Raw genomic sequence first — 22,156 nt, forward strand, 5'->3', positions numbered from 1 at the left:
TGTAATCTCGTTGTGCTATTTGTGCAAAGGCCACCACTTCATAGCCTTATGCTCATCCGTCATTCCAGAATAAAGGCACGAGATATCTGGAATCTCTATTTTTTCAATAGCTTAAAAGTTCTTTAGTAACCTTGTGGGTTATTCGACTGCCAATTCCATGTATCCGCCGTCATCTCCATCACGCTACGCGTCGCCTTCCAGCCAAGCTCGCGCTCTGCTTTTTCAGTACTTGCCCAACATTCGGCAATGTCACCTGCGCGGCGTGGGCAAAGTTCATAAGGAACCGGTTTGCCCGATGCTTGTGCGAAGGCTTCAACCATCTCGAGTACACTTGAGCCTTTGCCCGTACCTAGGTTGTAAATGTGTAAGCCCGCTTTCTCGCCAACCACTTTTAGTGCTGCGACGTGACCGTCCGCTAAATCCATTACATGAATATAGTCACGAACGCCTGTGCCATCGACTGTTGGGTAATCGTTTCCAAAAACAGCCAGTTTTTCACGGCGACCGACGGCTACTTGAGCAATAAACGGCATTAAATTATTTGGGATACCTTGTGGGTCTTCACCCATAGTGCCCGATGGATGTGCGCCAACTGGATTGAAGTAACGCAGTAAAGTGACGCTCCAGTCGTTCTCCGCGTTGAACAGATCGCTCAAGCACTCTTCCACCATATATTTGCTGCGACCATAAGGGTTAGTTGTCGCGCCAGTTGGTGAAGTTTCAGTAATCGGCACTACTTCTGGATCACCGTAAACGGTAGCCGAAGAACTAAATACGATGCTTTTCACGCCCGCTTTCTTCATGCTTCGAGCTAACACTAGTGAACCATTAACGTTGTTATCGTAGTACTCCAAAGGCTTAGCCACCGACTCCCCTACCGCTTTCAGGCCAGCAAAGTGAATCACCGCTTGGATATCGTTTTCTGAAAACACGCTATCTAGAAAAGATTGGTCACGAATGTCGCCAAGATAAAACGTTGGGCGCTTGCCAGTTAACGACTCGATTCGTTCCAGCACTAGCTCTTTGCTGTTGCAAAGGTTATCAACAATGATCGGCTCCATACCTGCCTGTATCATTTGAATGCATGTATGACTTCCGATGTAACCCATGCCGCCCGTAACCAGTACTTTCACAATCAACCTCTCTTTGTCGTCATTCGTGGGCTAACTCGAACTGACATTCAGCTCAGTAGCACCGTATGTCAGAAATAGTAGCAGCCATTTTGACTATAATTCTGTGATCAAAACCACGAAGTGTAAACGTTTACACTAACTTTCATCATTGGTACTGCTCATGACATAGAGGAAATGTATAGCTGTTAACCTCTAATTTATTGAATTTTAATAAGATAATTATAGATAGTTAGATTTGAGACATCACAGATGAGTTGAGCATTTATTTTACTAAAAGTTAATGCAATGACGTCCAGTTTGATTACAATAGGTCTGTAGAATAAAGAGGTGCATTGCTTTTTTACTAAATACCAATTTCAAAGCAGCGCAATGTTCCAATAACAGGAAGTGAGTATGGCAACGTTAAAAGATATCGCGACTGAAGCGAATGTATCATTGGCTACAGTTTCAAGGGTTCTCAATGAAGATCCAACATTAAGCGTCAAGGAAGAGACCAAAAGGCGTATCTTTGAAATTGCAGAGAAGTTGGAATACAAAACCAGCAGCTCACGAAAAACCGTTAGCAGTAAAAAACAAAACCATCACTTCCTAGCACTGTATAACTACAAGCAAGAAGCGGAAGTTAACGACCCTTACTATCTATCGATTCGCCACGGGATTGAAACCCAATGTGAAAAGATGGAAGTTAAGCTAACCAACTGTTATGAAAGTAAAATACAGATCAATTCAGCACCAATCACAGGTGTTTTGTTGGTGGGTAGAATGACACCAGAGGTTATCGAGCAAGCTAAAAAGCTGAGCGATAATATCTGTTATGTCGATTTTACCGATCACTCAGAACCTTATGACTCTGTCGATATCGACCTGGCTTTGATCAGCAAAGAGATCACCAACTTCTTTATCAACCAAGGCTATGAGCGCATCGGCTTTATTGGTGGCCAAGACGACGTCAATACCCCTGATATTCGTGAAGTCGCTTTTGCTGAATATGGTGGCCTCAAGAACGTTGTCAGTGAGCAAGACATCTACCGTGGTGACTTCTCTAGCTCATCAGGTTACAAGCTTGCAAAACAGATGCTCGCGACGGGCGACTACCCTAAAGCCATGTTTATTGCGTCAGATTCCATCGCAATTGGCGTTTTACGAGCAGTTCATGAGCACGGATTAAACATCCCTGAAGATATTGCGCTGATCAGTGTAAACGACATCCCAACAGCTAAATTTACCTTCCCATCTTTATCAACGGTTCGTATTCACTCTGAACTGATGGGAATTCAAGGCGTTAACCTGCTGATTGAAAAAGTACGCGACGGCCGAACCATCCCACTACGTGTCTATGTACCAAGCAAACTCAAGCTGCGCGATACAACAAAATAATTAAATATATCAAGTAGATAAATAAAGGCTACCTTTGTTGAAGGTGGCCTTTTTTGTGCCCGTCACATACATCAATCGACACATGTCCCCCTCTTTAATCTGCTACATAAATCAGCCAATAGCATTCTTTTAAGTGGATCACACAGCACCGTAAAAAGACCATAAAAAACGTGATGAAGTTAAAGTAAAACGTTTTCACCAATTTCATTTAGTAAAACTTTTACTAATAATTACCTCAGTCCAAAAATACTCGTATTCACTACGACCCAATTACGCATAAGAACGTCGGTCAGCAAACTGCATTCAGACCGAGAGAGAGGCAACGTGAACAACTGGGAAAACTTCCTGAACTTACATGAGAACCGTATGGCACCGCGTGCATACTTCTTCTCGTACGCATCAGAAAAAAATGCAAAAACGTTTCAGCGTGAACTGAGCAGCCACTTCCAACTATTGAGTGGCCAATGGAATTTCAGCTATTTCACCAATCCGCTATTGGTTCCTGAAGAGTTCTATTCTCAGGAAATGAGCGACTGGGGAAACATCACGGTTCCAAACATGTGGCAAATGGAAGGCCACGGCGATCTTCAATACACAGATGAAGGTTTCCCATTCCCAATTGATGTGCCTTTCGTACCATCAGACAACCCAACCGGCGCATACCAACGCTCTTTCTTCCTTGGCGAAAGCTGGGACGAGAAACAAACCATCATCAAATTTGATGGCGTTGAAACTTACTTCGAAGTTTACGTAAACGGCGAGTACGTGGGCTTCAGCAAAGGCAGCCGCCTAACCGCTGAGTTCGATATCTCTAGCCAGGTAAAAGCAGGCAACAACCTACTTTCTATTCGAGTGATGCAGTGGGCCGACTCCACCTACATTGAAGACCAAGACATGTGGTGGACAGGCGGCATCTTCCGTGATGTTTACCTTGTTGGTAAAGAACAACTTCACGTTCAAGACCTAATGGTTCGTACTGATTTTGACGACGCTTACCAAAGCGCGACCCTTTCGTGCAACGTTGCTCTAGAAAACCTAGCAGCAGCGACTAACGCAACTCTTGAGTACGCATTGCTTGATGGCAGCCAAGTTATCTCCCAAGGCTCAGTAGATAACTTAACTGTTCCTAACCAACAGACTGGCGGCAATGCGAACACTCAATTCTCTATCGATGTCGTGAACCCTGTTCAATGGAATGCTGAAAACCCATACCTTTACCAACTGTTGCTGACGCTAAAAGACACAGACGGCGAAGTGCTAGAAGTGATTCCACAGCGCGTTGGTTTCCGAGACATTAAAGTTCGCGATGGTCTGTTCTACATCAACAACAAATACGTGATGCTGCATGGTGTAAACCGTCACGACAACGACCACCTGAAAGGTCGTGCTGTGGGCATGGATCGCGTTGAGAAAGACTTGGTGTTGATGAAGCAACACAACATCAACTCAGTACGTACTGCGCACTACCCGAATGACCCACGTTTCTACGAACTGTGTGACATCTACGGCCTGTTCGTGATGGGTGAAACCGATGTCGAAACTCACGGCTTTGCTAACGTTGGCGACCTAAGCCGCATCACTAACGATGCAGCATGGGAAGCGGTGTTTGTTGAACGTATCGAACGTCATATCCACGCTCAAAAGAACCACCCTTCTATCATCATGTGGTCTTTAGGTAACGAATCAGGCTACGGCTGCAATATCCGCTCTATGTACGATGCGGCAAAAGCGATTGATGACACCCGCTTGGTTCACTATGAAGAAGACCGCGATGCTGAAGTGGTCGACATCATTTCAACCATGTACTCACGTGCTCAACTGATGAATGCCTTCGGTGAATTCCCACACGAAAAACCACGCATTATCTGTGAATACGCACACGCAATGGGTAATGGCCCAGGTGGCTTAACCGAATACCAAAACGTGTTCTACAAGCACGATGCAATTCAAGGTCACTACGTTTGGGAATGGTGTGACCACGGCATTCTAGCGCGTGATGAAGCGGGTACTGAGTTCTATAAGTACGGCGGTGACTACGGTGACTACCCGAACAACTACAACTTCTGCATGGACGGTTTGATCTACCCAGACCAAACACCGGGGCCAGGCTTAAAAGAGTACAAGCAGGTTATCGCACCAGTGAAGCTTCGCGATTTCGATGCACAAACGGGCACCTTCACGGTAGACAACAAACTTTGGTTCTCAAACATCGATGACTACACCATCACTGCGGAAATCCGTGCTGAAGGTGAAACCATTGCTGTGCAACACATCAAGATTGAAGAACTGGCAGAAAACTCGAGCCGTGAACTGACACTTAACTTGCCACAACTTGATGAGCGCGAAGTGTTTGTGAACTTTACCGTGCGCAAGGATTCTCGTACGCCTTACAGCGAAGCGAACCACGACATCGCGGTGTATCAATTCCAAGTGAAAGAGAACACAGCACAGCTAGAAGCCTTCACTAACAACAATGCGACAGCACTGAATGTGGAAGAGTCTCGTTTAGCTTACCTAATCAAAGGCCACAACTTCGCACTGAACTTCTCGAAAGTGAACGGCAAGCTGACGTCATGGTTGGTCAATGGCGAAGAGATGATTAAGTCAGAACCACGAATCAACTTCTTCAAGCCAATGATCGATAACCATAAACAAGAGCACGATGGTTACTGGGAGCCTGCACACTTGCAAATTATGCAGGAGCACTTCCGTAGCATTGACCTTGAATGCGTTAACGTTGAACAGGTAAATGGCAAGGTAGAGATCACCACCACCAGCATCATTGCTCCACCAGTATTCGATTTCGGCATGCGTTGTGAATATCGCTACCAAGTTAATGCTGAAGGCCAATTGAACGTTGAGCTAAGCGGCGAACGTTACGGTGAGTACCCTCATGTAATTCCTGTGATTGGTTTTGATATGGGCATCAACGGCGACTTCGACCAAGTCCAATATTACGGACGCGGCCCTGAAGAGAACTACCAAGACAGCAAGCAAGCCAACATGATTGATGTGTACCAATCAACCGTTGCAGACATGTTCGAGAACTACCCGTTCCCACAGAACAACGGCAACCGCCAACACGTTCGTTGGGCTGCGCTTTCAAGCCGCGCGGGTAATGGTATTGCAGTAAAACCACAGCAAGAAATCAACTTCAGCGCATGGTTCTACACCAACCAAAACCTGCACCAAGCACAACACACCATTGAGCTAGAGAAAAGCGGTTACATCACGTTAAACCTAGATCACCAAGTGATGGGCTTAGGCTCTAACTCTTGGGGCAGCGAAGTGCTCGATTCTTACCGCGTTTACATGGACGAGTTCCGCTACGGTTTAACTCTGATTCCATTCCAAGCAGGCGATTGCGATGCGCAGCACCTAATCAATCACAACTTTGGCGATGAGTTTTTTACGGTGAATGCACCAAAAGCTCAACCACAACTGAACGAGGCATAAGCGATGATCGTTTTAGAGAACTTAGAACAATTTAAAGTCGTCTACCGCGATGGTCGTAAATGGCAACGCTGTGTAGAAGCGATTGAAAACATCGGAAACATCAAAGATGGCGTGATGTATTCAATTGGTGATTCACTGGCTTACATGATTGAAGACGGTGTGGCTCGTAACACAGAAAACTTCACCGGTAATCGTCGTTACTTCGACGTGCACTACTACCTAGAAGGCCGTGAAACGGTTGAATTCGCAGCGAAATCAGAGCTAGAGCAGATCCAAGCTTATAGCGATGAAACCGACCGCGAACACCTAATGGGGAACGGTGAAACTCGTGAGCTAGCTGAAGGCCAAGTGGCGATCTTTGACAACAATCAGGCTTACCGTTTCCACGGTGATAACCGAGTTCGCAAGGTGGTGCTGAAAGTGACCATTGAAGACGGTTACTTCCTTAATAAGTAAGCAATAACCCTATTAACTCACAGCGCGTTTGAGCCTTGCCGTTCAAGGCTCAAATAGACTGAACAAAGCCTCAACGCTTCCTCCCTACAAGGAAGCATTGAGAAATAACGACTATAATTACGTGATTCCTCGGAGGACACTATGTCTGAATCTGTACGCGGTAAGTTAGGCAAATTTGCCCTACTCTCCATGACATTTGCAGCGGTATTTAACGTTCGCAACATTGTAAACAACAACATCGAATTGGGATTGAGTTCAGCCCCTATCTTTTTGCTCGCGACCCTTATTTACTTCATTCCGTTCGTGTTCATCATTGCTGAATTCGTATCAGCAAATAAAAATTCTGAGTCAGGCATGTATGACTGGCTAAAAAAACCACTAGGCTCAAAAGCAGCCTACCTAGGTTCCTTCCTATACTGGTTCGTAAACCTTTTCTGGTTTGTATCCCTGCTACCAAACGTAATCGCCTATGCGTCTTACGCGATGTTGGGCTATGAATACGCCTTCTCGCCAGTCGTCACATCGGCTATCTCGATTGCTCTGTTTGCTGCAGCAACTCACATCTCAACCAAAGGCGCGAGCTGGCTAGGTAAGATTGCCGAGATCGTGGCCTACGGTGTATTCGCTCTGTTTGCAATCTACGTTATCGGTGCACTAATGGCACTGGGCGGCAACCATGAGCCAGTAGAACCAATCACGCTTGAAGCAATGACACCGACCATCAACTGGGCAACGCTAGGTATCATGTGTTGGATCTTCCAAGCAGCCGGTGGTGCTGAAACCGCAGCCGCTTACCTAAACGATGTTAAGGGCGGTCACAAGTCTTTCATCAAGGTTATCATTGGTGCAGGTATCGCAATCGGCGCAATGTACGCAGTGGGCTCTCTTCTAGTAAACGTATTCGTTGCTCGTGATGAACTGACCTACGCTGGCGGCATGGTTGAAATCTTCACAGGTATGGCGAACTACTTCGACATTTCACAATCTCTAACGGGTCGCTTCGTCGGTATTATCCTATTCGTTGCTATGTTCGGTTCGATGATGATGTGGACAGCAGCTCCAGTAAAAATTCACTTCTCTGAAATCCCTAAAGGTGTTTACGGCGAGAAGACAACAGAGCTTAACGAACACGGCGTGCCAGTACGTGCAGCTTGGTGGCAGTTCGCGTTTGTATTCGTGATGCTTGTGGTGAACGGCTTCGGCTCTGAATCTGTACAAGACATGATGAATACAGCAATCAATCTAACAGCAGGTACCGCAATGCTACCGCCAATCTTCATCATGGTGGCCTACTTTGTATTCCGCTTGAAACACGACGACACACCGCGTGATTTCCGCATGGGTACTCGAGTTCAAGGTATGGCAGTAGTATCGGTACTGATTGGTATCTTCATTGTGAGCATGACAGCATCGGCATTCCCGACAGGTGTTGACCTTGTTCAAGCCTTCTTCATCAACGTCTTCATGACAGCGGTATTCTCTGGTATCGCATGGTGGTGGATCTCTCGCTTTGAAAAGAAGCAAGCAGGTAAAGAAGCAAAGCTAGAAACGGCTAAGCAGTCGTAATCCAGAATCTATACATCTAGTTAAAAGCGCCTTAATTGGCGCTTTTTTTTGTTTTAAATCAGATAATTAAAATAAAAACCCCAAAAATAAAATGGCGTTCCGTCAAGGTTTCAGTTCACGAAAAACACCAATTAATAGGTAATAAAACTCAAATAAAAACCAAGGTAAAACATTAACTAAATTTATTTACTCAAGGTCACATATTTGATCAATTTCGATTAACTTCCCGCCGCTTAATCTTTAATCTTCTTGCTGAAGAGACAAACTGATTCATATAAAGAAAGCGACAAAAAAGCCCCTACACGCCTTATAAATCGTCGCTCATGAAACAAGCAATCTCTTCAATGAACTTCTTAATCTTTAACTCTTTGTTTTGGTAATAAGTTTACTGAAATACCAAAGAAAAAAATCCCAAAGAAGTCCGATCGTAAATCTATAAAAACAACAATGAGCCAACCCTGACAAAACAAAGCGGGTGTTTGCCAAACCAACATAACAATAAAAGTGCGGCCTAGAGCTTCCCTCTCTAGGACCAAGTTATAACGATCATCAACGTGATTCACCGGAGAACATCATGTCCGAAAATAAACGCAGTACGATAGGCAAATTTGCCCTACTGTCTATGACCTTCGCGGCGGTATACAGCTTCAATAACATCATTAATAACAACATCGAGATCGGCCTTTCCTCGGCTCCGATGTTCTTTCTAGCAACCATCTTTTACTTTGTGCCATTTTGTTTGATCGTTGCAGAGTTTGTGTCACTGAATAAAGACTCTGAAGCGGGTGTTTACTCTTGGGTTAAAAGCTCTCTAGGCGGCCGCTGGGCGTTTATTTCAGCTTACACCTACTGGTTTGTTAACCTGTTCTTCTTCACCTCTCTGCTCCCTAGAATCATCGCTTACGCGTCGTATGCGTTCTTAGGTTTTGAGTACATATTCACGCCAATGACCACCGCAATTCTAAGTACTATTTTGTTTGCGGTCGCGACTCATATCTCGAATAACGGTGCGAAATTACTGGGCCCTATCACCTCACTAACATCATCACTGATGCTGCTGCTAACGATGTCTTACATCTTGCTATCTGGCGGTGCTTTGGTAGGCGGTATCGAGCCAGCTGACCCAATCACCATTGAAGCCATGACACCAAGCTTCAACTGGGCATTCCTTGGCGTAATCACTTGGATCTTCATGGCGGCAGGCGGTGCAGAATCGGTCGCGGTTTACGTTAACGACATCAAAGGCGGTCACAAGTCTTTCGTTAAAGTCATCATCATTGCCGGTATCTTCATCGGTGCGCTTTACTCGGTAGGATCTGTGTTAGCAAACGTGTTTGTTTCGCGTGAAGAGCTTAAATTCACAGGCGGCTCAGTTCAGGTATTTGAAGGGCTAGCAAGACACTTTGGCCTGTCTGAAATCTTGATGAACCGTTTCGTTGGTGTGGTTTCATTCACGGCGATGCTGGGCTCTCTGCTGATGTGGACGGCAACACCGGTTAAGATTTTCTTCTCTGAAATCCCTAAAGGTATCTTCGGTGAGAAAACGGTCGCTCTAAACAAACAAGGCGTTCCAGAGCGTGCGGCTTGGATTCAGTTCTTGATTGTGATTCCACTGATGTTCATTCCGACACTGGCGTCCGATACGGTTCAAGATCTGATGAGTACCATTATCAACATGACAGCTGCAGCATCGATGTTGCCACCGCTATTCATCATGATCGCGTACCTTAATTTACGTTTGAAGTTGGATCACTTACCTCGTGATTTCAGAATGGGCTCACGTATGACAGGCATTACCGTGGTCTCGATTCTGATCGGCATTTTCACTGTTGGCTTCTTTGCGTCAACCTTCCCAACAGGTGCTGACATCATGACCATCATCTTCTACAACGTGGGCGGGATTGTTATCTTCCTTGGCTACGCGTGGTGGAAGTACGGAAAATATGAAAAAAGCTTATCTCCAGAAGAGAAAAAACTAGAAGCAAAACCTGAACCGGCGAACGCTTAGTTTACCCTGCACTCTGATTTAAACTTCGGGCACTCTGACTTAAACTTCAGGCACTCGCATTTAAACTTCAGGCACTCACATTTGGTGAGTGCCTTTTTATTTGTCGGTACATTTCCACTAACCATCTCGATTAAATCAAAGCCATTCAAGAATCAAAGCATTCGAACCAACAATCTAACCACCCATCAAACAATTCACCTCCCGAATACTTGTAACCCTAGCCATACCTCTGCAAATTCAACTGAAAGTCAAAATAAAAACAAAGTAAATATTTACTAAAAATAGATCACACTTTTAAACCTAATTAATTTTAAACATCAAAATTATCATTAATATTGGTTTTGCGATCGTAAGTAACCTGACCAATACGCCTTGAAGAGCACCCAATATTAGAAGTCAGAACTGCTTGCGAACCTTCATTTATAACCCCGACACAGAAGTGATTAAAATGAAAAGTAGTTTTACTAAAAACACTCTTATTACAAGCTGTATTCTTGCTGCCTTAAGTACCACTGCCCACGCGGAAGAGTCCGCAGCAAACCACAGTGATACTCAGCCTCCTCAGACAGAAACTGAAACCCTATTTAATTTTTATGGTGAGCTTGGCCTTGGTGGTCACGTGGCACTCGAAGGTGATGATAAAGGCCGCTACGCAGACGGTACTTACATTGAAGCTGGCTTGGCTATCGAGCACGGTAATTGGTTTGGTCTTGCTTATATGGAAGGCTGGACAGTACAAGCCGACGACGAAGGCAATGCTTGGGCAACGGGCCACGGCTGGGGCGGCTTTGAAGGTGGTTTCAACCGCTTTTACGCTGGCTACCGCACAGATAACAAAACAGAATTCATGATTGGTCGTATGGACTCTTCATTAGATGACGTTCAATGGTGGGGTGACCCTACGGTTGAATACGGCTACGCGATCTCAAACACGCGAGACGTGCACCTTGGTGTGAAGATTCAAAACCTAGAAGGCAAGCTTCGCTACAGCGTTTCTTTCGCGCCAGAGTCTGACTTCTCGGAAGACGATGCTCTTGTTCACTTCGGTAAATACGACAGCTTCGCAGACCAATGGAAAGATAAGAACGCCATGGTCAATGGTTACCTTCAATACGATCTGACCGACGACTTAACCTTAATGGGTGGTGGTGAAGTTCGTAACAACGATGGTGGTGAACTATTGCTATTGGGTGCTGAGTACAAAAACTTCGCCACTCGTGTTTGGCACGATACAGATAAAGGCAACCAAGAGTCTTTCGGTAGCGAGTCTGGTATTCAAACCAGTGCATGGTACGAAGCGGCACAAGGCGTTTACCTATCTGCAGCCTACAACTACGCAAACTTTGACGGTGACAATGGCGACAAAGAAATCACCTCTTACATCAATGCTGGCGTTTGGTATGAATACGGCAACGGCGCGTTTGCGACTGCTTTCGATAGCCGCTTTGGCGTAGGCAGCGACACTGAAATCGGCGACGCTCAGGTGTTCGCAATGCAATACTTCTACTGGTAATAACAGGAATTGATCATGAAACTGAATAAATCATTCGCAGCTCTCGCTATCGGTGCAGCCCTTGTCGTTACTGGTTGTGCATCAAATTCCATCTCTGGCTCAAGTTCTGATGCTGAGCAACTGCAAGCCAACGAGTTTAAGAACGTTATCGACCGTACTGGCTCACCTGAATACATGCGTGACTACGACTTCGATGACCACCAACGCTTTAACCCATTCTTCGACCTAGGTGCATGGCACGGTCATCTGCTGCCAGACAGTGCAGAAGGCATGGGCGGATTCCCAGGTACAGCACTGCTTACCGAAGAATATATCAACTTCATGGCTGATAACTTCGACCGCCTAAGCGTGTTCAAAGACGGCAAAAAAGTGGCTTTCACTATGGAAGCTTATAGCCTACCGGGCGCATTGGTTCAGACGCTAAAATCTGACGATGTGACCGTAGAAATGACGATGCGTTTTGCTTCAAACCGTACCTCTCTGCTAGAAACAAAAATCACTACCGACTCACCGGTTGAATTAGTGTGGGATGGTGAACTGCTAGAAAAGACGCACGCCAAAGAAGGCGTGGCACAAACCGACAAAACAATCGCTGAAACTTACCCTGAGTATGACCGTCAAATCGTCGCAACCGACGATGGCCTAAAGGTGACCTTCGGTAAGGTTCGTTCGACATGGGATCTACTGACTTCTGGTGAGTCTGAATACCAAGTTCACAAGTCGATTCCAACGAAAACCACGGTTGATGGTTTAGCGTTTACTTCAACGGCAAACATTGAAGCATCGACGACTATCTACACCACATACTCGCATGTTCTAACGGCAGAAGAAGCGCAAGCGGAACAGCCTGAAATCAAAAAGATCATGGCAAACCCTACCGACTTCTTAGCCGCATCAGCAGAACGTTGGGAAGGCTATCTTGAGATGGGTTTAACCAACCCGAACGCGACACCAGAACAAGAGCGTGTTGCGGTTAAAGCGATGGAAACCCTAAACGGTAACTGGCGTGGCGCTGCAGGTGCGATGGAGTTTGACTCTGTGACACCATCCGTGACGGCGCGTTGGTTCTCGGGCAACCAAACTTGGCCTTGGGACACATGGAAGCAAGCCTACGCAATGGCTCACTTCAACCCAGATGTAGCGAAAGATAACATCCGCGCGATGTTCGCTTACCAAATTCAGGCTGACGATGCCGTTCGTCCTTGGGATGAAGGTTACGTGCCCGATCTACTCGCTTACAACCTAAGTCCAGAACGTGGCGGCGATGGCGGTAACTGGAATGAACGTAATACCAAACCAAGCCTAGCAGCATGGGCAGTAATGGAAGTCTACAAAACCACCAGCGACGAAGCTTGGCTACAAGAGATGTATCCAAAACTAGTGGCATACCATGATTGGTGGCTACGCAACCGTGACAACAACGGCAATGGCGTTCCAGAGTATGGCGCTGCTCGTGACAAAGCACACAACACACCTGAAGGTGAAATGTACTTCACCGTGGTTCGTGGCGATAAGCACGAAACAGTCGTAGGACAAGCAGCACTGGATAAAGTGGTAGCAGAAGGCAACTACGATTACATCGAGAGCCCCGCACAAACGGCTGCATCTTGGGAATCAGGCCGTGACGATGCAGCCGCATTTGGCTTCATTGATAAAGACCAGCTAGACGCATACGTTGCAAACGGTGGTAAGCGCAGCGATTGGGATGTTGAGTTCGCTCAAAACCGCGCTGAAGACGGCACTTTGCTTGGCTATTCATTGCTGCAAGAGTCCGTTGACCAAGCAAGCTACATGTACAGCGATAACAAGTACCTAGCAGAAATGGCTGACATTCTAGGTAAAGACACAGAAGCGAAAGAGTTCCGTGAAAAAGCAGAGCACCTATCGAACTACATCAACACCTGTATGTTCGACGAAGGCACTAACTTCTTCTATGACATTCGTATTGAAGACAAGCCTTTAGCCAATGGCTGCGCAGGCAAACCGATTGTCGAGCGTGGTAAAGGCCCTGAGGGTTGGTCACCACTGTTCAACGGTGCAGCAACACAAGCTCACGCTGATGCCGTGGTCTCTGTGATGAAAGATACCTCAGAGTTCAACACCTACGTTCCACTGGGCACAGCGGCGCTTTCTAGCCCTGCATTTGGCCCAGATATTTACTGGCGTGGACGTGTATGGGTAGATCAATTCTACTTCGGCCTAAAAGGCATGGATAGCTACGGCTACCGTGACGATGCGATTGAAATGGCAGGTGCGTTCTTTGACCACGCCGATGGCTTGGTACAAGACGGTCCTATCCGTGAGAACTACAACCCGCTAAACGGTGAACAACAAGGTGCTCCAAACTTCTCTTGGAGTGCTGCCCACCTATACATGTTATACAACGATTTCTTTACTGACGCAGAGTAAGTAAAAACCTATACCTGTCTTCTGAAATTCAATGAAAATCTAACCTCATAAATTTCAGACTTTGGCACTCAGTTTCTCGCTGAGTGCCTTTTTTATATCTGAAGTAACGTAAGCGAAAAACAAGCACTTAGACCATTTGGCCTACCATGATCCTTTTACTCTGTTCGTTGTACTCAGCTAACACAGGCAAGCTTTTACTCACAAAAAGCAAAGAGTGCTCTTGCTATGAAATCCCATTCAAAAATTTCATCACCCTCACTGAAATATTGAATTCTGAAGACTTATTCGAATTTTATTTATCCTTATTAGCCTTCCGGACATTAATTTGATAGTCGTTTACTAAATAATAGCTAAACTATAGCGTCGCCTACCCCTTTTTTGAGAAAACCTAAATGCCTAATGCTGATTCCACCCTAAACAAACGTATGGGAATCGTTGCGCTCACCTGGCCAATTTTTATCGAAGTTCTTTTAAGAACCGCACTCAACACCAGTGATGTATTCATGTTATCGGGATACTCGGACAAAGCCGTGTCTGCCGTTGGTGTTATTTCTCAGATATCCTTTTTCCTGATCATTGTCTCGACCATGGTCAGCAGTGGTACGGGTATTCTAATCGCGCAATACAATGGTGCTTCCCGCACTCAAGAGAGCGCTCACGTGGGTGTAGCAAGTATCATTCTGGCCATTATTGCCGGTGTGCTACTGAGTGTGATTGCCGTTCTTGTTGCTGAATATTTTATCCCGCTTTATCAACTCGAACCTCAAGTCGAACAGTACGCGCAAGAATACCTGTTCATCAGTGGTGCTCTCACCTTCAATGTAACCATAGGTGTGGTTCTCACCACTATTTTGCGCAGTCATGGCTATTCAAAGTCACCGATGGTGATCAATATGATTGCAGGTGTCATCAACGTATTCGGTAACTACTGTGCCTTATATCAACCTTTTGGTTTGCCTGTATACGGCGTGCAAGGGGTTGCGACCGCGACCGTCATTAGCCAAGTAATCGGAATGTTGATCTTGATTGGTGTGGTCAGAAGCAAAGGGATTTATCTACCAGTGAAGCAGTTTAAATCTGTGCCGAAAGCCATCTATCAAAAAATCATGAAGATCGGCTCGATGAACGCTGGAGAAGTGCTCTCTTATAACATGGCTCAGATCAGCATTACCTTCTTTGTAGTGCAGATGGGTACGTCTTCACTGGCTGCGTTTACTTACGCACAAAACATCGCTCGCCTCTCTTTTGCGTTTGCACTGGCAATTGGTCAAGGCAGCCAAATCCAAACAGGCTATTACATTGGTAAGGGTTGGATCGACGAGATTACCAAGCGCGTGCAACGTTACTTTGTGGTTGGCTTTATCGCGTCAACCGCGATCACCTGCATGGTGTATGTGTTCCGTTTCGAAATTCTCGATCTGTTCACGCAAGATCCAGAGATCATTGCGCTAACGGCGGCACTGATTGCAGGTTCCATCATTCTTGAAGCTGGACGAGTATTTAACCTTATCTTTATCTCTTGTCTAAAGGCTGCTGGCGACATTAAATTCCCGATCAAAATGGGCATTCTCAGCATGTGGGGCATTGGGGTTGCCATGAGCTATTTGCTTGGCGTGCATTGGGGTTATGGCGTATTGGGTGCTTGGATGGCAATCGCGATGGACGAGTGGTTCCGTGGAATCATCATGGCCTATCGCTGGCGAGCTAAGAAATGGACTCGATTCTCTTTTTAGGTTGTTGTTGATACGTCGAAATTTATCTCGACCAAAAGAAAAAAGCGCTAGGGGGAGCTAGCGCTTTTAAGACCAACTAAGTCCGTTTAGCCTGGTAGATTTTTAAGCTATATCATGAGGATATAACCAATTTTTTTACTTAGGTAAATCAAAAAGCCTATTCTTTACGACTGCCTTGAGTCGTAAATTAAGTATAGTCGGGTTCTTATAATAAACCGGATTTTTCTAAAATTAATTCATATGAATTTGACGATTAACCGACACAATAAACTATTCGGAAATCACAGATGAGATCGCATTAGTAATCAGCTTTCTAAGTAGTTTATTTTTATCATCTAAATGCTTTGCCTTTCTATAAACAAGCTGGATATCAAAATCTGGAACATCAATTGGTGGCTTCACAGCTAGTAAGGTTTCTTCACTATCCATATCCTTGCGCGCGACTAGCTTGGGGACAATACACAATAGTTCTCTGCCACGAATGAGTCGTTTAACAGTTAAAAAGTTACTGGAAGATATCGCGACTTTCCGGCTTAAACCGAGTTCACCTAAACGAATGTCCACTCCCGTCTTTAAAGCCCCTGCAGGGGAAACAAGCGCGTGCTCGACAGCAACAAATTGTTCTAGCGACATCGGCTCCTCAATGGATAGAACCGATTGATCAAGTAAACAAACATGTCGCTCCGTATACAAATGCTTTGTTCGATATTGCTTTGGTACCTCACCAAAGCTGCCTATCGTCATATCAAGCTTGGCATCGTCAAAGACTTGCTGGTAGTTACTCCGGTTTACATTGAACAACGCTACTTGGGAATAAGGAGAGGATTGCTTAATCAGGTCAAACAATATTGGAGCGAACATCTGCTCGGCATAATCAGTGAGACCAATCTTCCAAGTCCCTTTATAAGTCTCTGCATCAAACGATTTAGATAACAGAACTTCAGACTGGATGGTATTCAGTAGCGCGTCCACGGTACTTGATAGTTCAATGGCTCGGTCGGTTGCTTCCATCTTGCTACCTACCCGCTCAAACAGAGGATCATCAAACAACTTTCGAAGTCGTTGAAGGCTATGACTCATTGCAGACTGACTGACATAACAGCGCTCAGCCGCTTTACTTACACTGTTCGTTTTGTATAACGCTTGCAGAGCTATCAATAAGTTAAGATCGATACCTTTCCAGTTAAAATCAGCCATCCAGAAGAACCTATTTCATTAATAGTTATAATTAAAACAATTAATTTGAATCATAGTGCAAGTCACCATAAATTACGCTAAACATTTATCTGGAATCGATCATGCTTTCAATTTTTAAAACCTTTTTCTGGCTTGGCTGGATTAGCTTCGGTGGACCAGCGGCACACATTGGCTACTTCCGTAAAACCTTTGTTGAGAAACTGAATTGGCTATCCGACGAAGAGTACGGGCAAATTGTCGCCCTCAGTCAATTTCTGCCGGGCCCAGGTTCAAGTCAGGTTGGCTTTGCGGTTGGCTACAAGAAAGGTGGACTAACAGGTGCTATTGCTGCATTTGTCGGCTTCACTTCCCCATCTGTGATTCTGATGCTGATATTGGCGTTAGTCAGCAATCAACTATTGGAAGCACCTCTGTTTAATTCAATCATTCACGGTTTGAAGCTACTCGCAGTGGTGGTGGTTGCTGATGCCACATTTGGCATGTACAAAAACTTTTGCCAATCGAAAGTCGCGACCGCTTTATGTGTCATGACTGCCGTGGTTCTCCTGTTGCTTCCTGGGATCTGGCCACAAATCTTGGTACTTCTATTTGCCGCAATCATTGGCAGCAAGTTTTTGACCTCACAAGACATCAAAACGGTTCCATCAACACACAAGATCTCCATAACACCGCTCGTTATTTTTGTTGCGCTGTTGGTTGGCCTTCCTCTGTTCAGTGCATATTCTCAAGGTATTGAAGTATTTGGTCTGTTCTATCAAGCTGGCAGCTTAGTATTCGGTGGCGGTCATGTGGTACTTCCATTGTTGCAGAATGGTATTGGTGACCAACTATCCCAAGATGCGTTCCTAACGGGCTATGCTGCAGCACAGGCTGTACCTGGTCCTATGTTTACCTTAGCGACATACCTAGGCTATGTATTAATGCCATCGGCACCAATTACTGGCGCTTTGTTGGCGACAATCGCCGTGTTCTTACCGGGCTTCTTATTACTACTGGGGGTATTGAAAAACTGGCAGGCAATCGCAAGTAAACCTTTAGTGGCTGGCGCTCTTACTGGTGTGAATGCGGCGGTTGTCGGTTTATTGTTGGCAGCGCTATATCAACCGATTTTCACAAGCGCAGTGAGCAGTGGTTTAGACTTCGCTTTGATCATTGTTGGCGTGTGGCTACTAAAAACAATGAAGATGCCAATCGTATGGATGGTAGCTCTGTTTATTGCAATAGGGTTTGGACTCGGAGTCATTTAATATAATGCCCACTAATTCTAATTAGTGGGCATTATAATTTTCGGATTATGCGACCGTTGAGATAGTGGTTATTCTTCTATCTGTGTAGAGGCTGGACTGGCATCGTCTTGGTTAAAAGACTCTGGGGGAATATACACATCAGCACGTCTGTTTTGAGCTCTACCTTTTGAGGTTTTGTTACTTGCGATTGGCTCAGACTCACCCAATGATTTCAGGGTCATTTTCTCTTTTTCAACACCGTAAGTGAAAAGCTGTTTAGACGTACTTTGAGCTCTCTCTAGCCCCAACCCTTGGTTGTAAGCTTCACTGCCCACCCAATCGGTATGGCCTTCAACGGTCACTAGGTAGTCATTGTCTGCGAGATGTTTTGCCACATCAGCAAGCACTTCACGAGCAAGAGGGGTCAGATAATAACGATCAAAGGCGAAGTTAACACGAGCAACGAGCTGCCCTTTGTCACTATCGAAGCTAGCAATACCAAGGTTTGATATATAAGTGAGACAATCACTTGGATCAGTGATCAACTGTGAGCGCTTAAGAAGCTCCCACTTGAGAGCTGGATCATGACTTCCCTCATGAATTTGCCAATAGCCATCACGATGACTAGCCACCCCTTGAACTTCACCAATTTCGATGGTGTGAGAATACTCTGAAAAAGTATTCCCACAATATTCTACTACCTGATCACTAATCTCCTGCCCATAACTAGAGAAAGAAACAAGCATACCTAGTGCTAGCATTGTATTTTTCATCTTTACTCACCCGTATAGTCTCGATACACCAGTACCTCGAGATCCTTTCTCAATTAAATTTTGAATACGTTCAATCAATTCTTCGCGACTACGTACATCGATAATATCTTCATCAGGATTTAAGACACACTTCTGAAATCCATTTTGTTTAGTCGCATCAAAATCAACACCTATAACACCTATATACAGGCTGCCATTCTCAGATTGAAAGTGCTCTCTTGCAGCATTGCACATATTGGCATCAACTAAGTCGGGTAAAATACTCGTATATGGATATTCTTGGCCATCACTCAAAATAATCATAATTTTGACTCTTTGACTGTATTCATTAATCTCCTGCTGACTAGCCGAATTACTTGGCATGCCATCATTAAGTACTTGAAGCCCTCTTAAAATACCCTGATATGAAGCCGTATTGCCTCCTGAATTCATATCCTGCATTTCTTCAATCAAATCAGAATCACTGGTAAGAGGAATCACATAGTGACCTATGCCATTTGTCATCGTCATTGAGCTATTGTAAATAACATTAGTATCCGCTCTAAAGTCAAATTTTAAATCTGTATTATCTCTTTTATAGTTAAACATATCATCAACAGATTTCTGATAATCTATATACTCTGGTATTTCAAGACGTCTAGATTTAATATTTAAAACATCCAACACTCTCTTAGCTTGTTTGTGCTGATTATTACTCCCAATATTAGGGCAATCAAATATATCATCGGCACAATCTTCGACTTCACTTAATGTTCTTTTTGACCAAAAACGCCAATTGACTTTTTCATAGGTTTTAGAGGAAACAGAAGAATGGTAATCACTTCTATACCTCAACTGACTTCCTGAGAATAAATTGTTATTAATTCTATCCTGAACTCTGAGGTTAAAAGGAACAATCGCTAGACGGTTAAGCACTGTAGAATCACCTTCACGCACAACCAAAATATTATCAGCAAGATCTGAAACAGCTAGTTTGAGAGTTTGAATCTTTGTATTTACATCACCACTTGCCCCACTCCAATCCCGATTCATTGATCCTGAAAAGTCAGTGACTAGCACAATGTCTACTAATTTATCACCTAGATAGTACGGATATTTCGCGGCGAGCGCTGAGCCTGCAAGCTTTTGATTTTCATCGAATGAAGGAATTAAATCACTCGCAAACCACGAATTATGGGTAGTCACTGCTGCAACTTCATATTGAATTTTCTCGGTATCATCATTCGCCGCAGTTGGTTCCTCATAAGTCCTTACTGTCGTGATATCTATATGCTCGATACTACGCACATAATCATCAACATATCGAGTCGCTAAAGCGTCTGCTTCATTCGATTTATCATCAATTGTTATTGCAAGGGCAGCAGCTTGTGCAGCATCTCTCAAACGACTTGTTTCTTGAATATATCGAGTTCCCTCGAGTGCAAAAACTGACACGCCTAACAAAGGTATTAACGTCAGTCCAAGCCAAATTGCGGCAATACCTCTCTGACGATGAGGACCGCGATTAAATGTATTTGGGTTTATCATATCTACCTCCCAACCATCACCGAACTCGATGAAATGGTTATTTCTGATAAATTAGCAATCCCCAACAAACGTGCAAACCAAGATGAATTACTTTCACATAATGACACTTGGTAAAGAGGAAAAGAGACTCCGTTCTCTACAGGAACCAAAGCCTCTTTCGATGAAATTAATGGTACATTACAACCTAAGTTGTTGAACTGGTCACTTTCGAATGAATCAATATTTGCAGCAGAGCCATCGTGCATAGCTTCAACTCTCAGCGCTACGCTTTCTGGAGCTGTGTTTAGCAGACGAGCGGCAATAATGACCATTTCGTCTCTATCATCACCAGTTAAGATGACATTTTCATCATAATATCGAGTGCGCTCTTTCATTACGTTAACCAGAGCAAAACTCACTCGGTCGAGTTTTGCTCTAACCAATAACTTATGACTCACGTCACTCATAAAATAAAATATGGCTATAACGACAAATAAAATGAGTGCTAACTCAATGGTAAAGGCGCCACGCTGCAGTGTTGAGTTGCGTTTTTTTCGAAAGCCTCCATTATTTGTTAATTCCGATATGTTCATCTAACACTCTCCCAACCCTCGTGCTCGAGAGTAAGTAACACTGAAGATGAAATGATTTCAGAATTTCCACCAAGCAAAGGTAAAATAGGTTCATATTGATAACTCAATGATATTTCGGCAAAGGAATATCCCGAATCATCAATCAGCATATCGGCATCATTAAGATAATTATCAGATAAAAGATCCTCATAGCTCACATAATATTTTCCTGCCATTGAAAAGTTATCAACAGGCGTCAGTGAAGACCATAATTTACTTTCATCATTCATCACGTTGAAAAAGCTGGTATTATAACTGGTGAATGAATCATCTCCCTGAAAAACAGTCGTTGACCTAACCGATTCTCTGAGCGCAAACTCAACCAAATTTGAGACGTAAATCCGATACGCCATTTCGAATATCATTACCGTCGCCGTGATGAGAATGATGATGCCTAAAGCCACCTCGACGGTTAGAGACCCCTTAGCATACTTGACTATTCTTCTCATATTGAACTCCCAGCGCCTGAAGATAGGCGTCTAGACATGGTTGTAACTTCATTGATTGAATAACTACTACCTAAAACATCACTGGCTTGTTTAACGTGACCTAACTTAATCAAAGCAATAGCTAAATTTGCCTGAACTTTTTTATTTTTAGGATCAGACAAGTACAATGGAAGTAATAAATCAATCACTTCTTGATATCTTCCATCAGCAAACTTAATCAATGCCAAATTATTCTTTATCGCAGTATCATTGTAACCTTTGATTCTGGCATTATTAAAATATTTCTCGGCTAACTCATAATCTCCATTCATGCAGTGAGATATCCCCAATAGAACATCTACTTCTGCCGTATTATTTCCCAACTCAATAGAACGTAGATAAGACTCTACCGCCAAAGCATCGTTATGATCTGCATTATAAACTTGACCTCGTAATTGAGATAACTCCCAATTAACCACTTTCAAGCCTAAAAGATAATCACTATAAAACCTTGCTGATTCGATATCACCCTTATCAAAATAAACTTTAGCTAGCTCCTGCATAGAAACTGTATCGTTGGGTGATTCTTCAAGCTTACCTTTATAATAGTTAACTAAACCATCATAATTACCCACTCGCTCCATGCTATCGACTTCATTGTCTAGACTTAGTTCAGATTGACTTGAAGAGCAGCCAATTAACGACACCAATAAAAGAGTGAAAATAAAATATCTAGCTATCAT

General features: G+C 44.2%; 16 protein-coding genes. 9 read left to right on the forward strand and 7 right to left on the reverse strand.

Features of this window, described 5'->3' with window-relative positions; all coding sequences use genetic code 11:
• Window positions 1–122: 122 nt before the first annotated feature.
• The gene (gene galE, locus AB6D06_RS03735) at window positions 123–1,133 is read right to left on the reverse strand and encodes a UDP-glucose 4-epimerase GalE (RefSeq protein ID WP_017070355.1); all 1,011 of its coding nucleotides are present in this window, start codon (window positions 1,131–1,133) and stop codon (window positions 123–125) included.
• Between the two features lie 393 nt (window positions 1,134–1,526).
• On the opposite strand from galE, the gene ebgR reads away from it, so the two are divergent.
• From ebgR to AB6D06_RS03775, 8 genes are all read left to right on the forward strand, one after another.
• Window positions 1,527–2,510 carry a transcriptional regulator EbgR gene (gene ebgR / locus AB6D06_RS03740; protein ID WP_017069515.1) on the forward strand — a complete coding sequence of 328 codons (984 nt, stop codon included), beginning with the start codon at window positions 1,527–1,529 and terminating at the stop codon, window positions 2,508–2,510.
• A gap of 324 nt (window positions 2,511–2,834) precedes the next feature.
• Entirely contained in the window at window positions 2,835–5,966 is a 3,132-nt protein-coding gene (ebgA, locus tag AB6D06_RS03745) for a beta-galactosidase subunit alpha (RefSeq protein ID WP_372109935.1), read from the forward strand.
• Window positions 5,967–5,969: 3 nt separating this feature from the next.
• Entirely contained in the window at window positions 5,970–6,422 is a 453-nt protein-coding gene (locus tag AB6D06_RS03750; protein ID WP_017066026.1) for a beta-galactosidase subunit beta, read from the forward strand.
• Between the two features lie 141 nt (window positions 6,423–6,563).
• Window positions 6,564–7,988, forward strand: a complete 1,425-nt coding sequence (locus tag AB6D06_RS03755) for an amino acid permease (RefSeq protein ID WP_017063320.1) — start codon at window positions 6,564–6,566, stop codon at window positions 7,986–7,988.
• A gap of 574 nt (window positions 7,989–8,562) precedes the next feature.
• On the forward strand, window positions 8,563–9,996 hold the full coding sequence (locus tag AB6D06_RS03760; RefSeq protein ID WP_017069519.1) for an amino acid permease: 1,434 nt from the start codon (window positions 8,563–8,565) through the stop codon (window positions 9,994–9,996).
• 448 nt (window positions 9,997–10,444) lie between these two features.
• Window positions 10,445–11,509, forward strand: a complete 1,065-nt coding sequence (gene ygjJ / locus AB6D06_RS03765; RefSeq protein ID WP_004734431.1) for a protein YgjJ — start codon at window positions 10,445–10,447, stop codon at window positions 11,507–11,509.
• Between the two features lie 15 nt (window positions 11,510–11,524).
• Window positions 11,525–13,918: an alpha-glucosidase gene (gene ygjK / locus AB6D06_RS03770; RefSeq protein ID WP_372109936.1), complete on the forward strand. Its 2,394-nt coding sequence runs from the start codon at window positions 11,525–11,527 to the stop codon at window positions 13,916–13,918.
• 392 nt (window positions 13,919–14,310) lie between these two features.
• Window positions 14,311–15,651, forward strand: coding sequence for an MATE family efflux transporter (locus AB6D06_RS03775; RefSeq protein ID WP_017060807.1), 1,341 nt, complete (start codon window positions 14,311–14,313; stop codon window positions 15,649–15,651).
• Between the two features lie 270 nt (window positions 15,652–15,921).
• Here AB6D06_RS03775 and AB6D06_RS03780 read toward each other — a convergent pair whose 3' ends face one another.
• Complete coding sequence (locus AB6D06_RS03780; protein WP_372099636.1) at window positions 15,922–16,848, reverse strand: LysR family transcriptional regulator; 927 nt, start codon at window positions 16,846–16,848, stop codon at window positions 15,922–15,924.
• A gap of 101 nt (window positions 16,849–16,949) precedes the next feature.
• Between AB6D06_RS03780 and chrA the strand changes: the two genes are divergently transcribed.
• Window positions 16,950–18,095, forward strand: a complete 1,146-nt coding sequence (gene chrA, locus AB6D06_RS03785; RefSeq protein ID WP_372109937.1) for a chromate efflux transporter — start codon at window positions 16,950–16,952, stop codon at window positions 18,093–18,095.
• Between the two features lie 68 nt (window positions 18,096–18,163).
• On the opposite strand, the gene AB6D06_RS03790 is transcribed toward chrA, so the two are convergent.
• Genes AB6D06_RS03790 through AB6D06_RS03810 form a run of 5 tightly spaced genes read right to left on the reverse strand, consistent with a single transcriptional unit; the run spans window position 18,164 to window position 22,156 of the window.
• Window positions 18,164–18,847, reverse strand: a complete 684-nt coding sequence (locus tag AB6D06_RS03790) for an OmpA family protein (RefSeq protein WP_241910067.1) — start codon at window positions 18,845–18,847, stop codon at window positions 18,164–18,166.
• Window positions 18,848–18,853: 6 nt separating this feature from the next.
• Window positions 18,854–20,374, reverse strand: coding sequence for a TadE/TadG family protein (locus AB6D06_RS03795; RefSeq protein ID WP_372099633.1), 1,521 nt, complete (start codon window positions 20,372–20,374; stop codon window positions 18,854–18,856).
• A gap of 2 nt (window positions 20,375–20,376) precedes the next feature.
• On the reverse strand, window positions 20,377–20,946 hold the full coding sequence (gene tadF, locus AB6D06_RS03800; RefSeq protein ID WP_017060812.1) for a tight adherence pilus pseudopilin TadF: 570 nt from the start codon (window positions 20,944–20,946) through the stop codon (window positions 20,377–20,379).
• Window positions 20,943–21,434 carry a TadE/TadG family type IV pilus assembly protein gene (locus tag AB6D06_RS03805; RefSeq protein ID WP_372099631.1) on the reverse strand — a complete coding sequence of 164 codons (492 nt, stop codon included), beginning with the start codon at window positions 21,432–21,434 and terminating at the stop codon, window positions 20,943–20,945. The genes tadF and AB6D06_RS03805 overlap by 4 nt, the downstream gene beginning before the upstream one ends.
• Window positions 21,431–22,156: a tetratricopeptide repeat protein gene (locus AB6D06_RS03810; RefSeq protein WP_372099630.1), complete on the reverse strand. Its 726-nt coding sequence runs from the start codon at window positions 22,154–22,156 to the stop codon at window positions 21,431–21,433. Before AB6D06_RS03810 ends, AB6D06_RS03805 begins: the two co-directional genes overlap by 4 nt.

Origin of the sequence: Vibrio sp. 10N.239.311.G01, assembly GCF_041465805.1 — a bacterium.
In the GTDB taxonomy this organism is placed as follows: domain Bacteria; phylum Pseudomonadota; class Gammaproteobacteria; order Enterobacterales; family Vibrionaceae; genus Vibrio; species Vibrio crassostreae_C.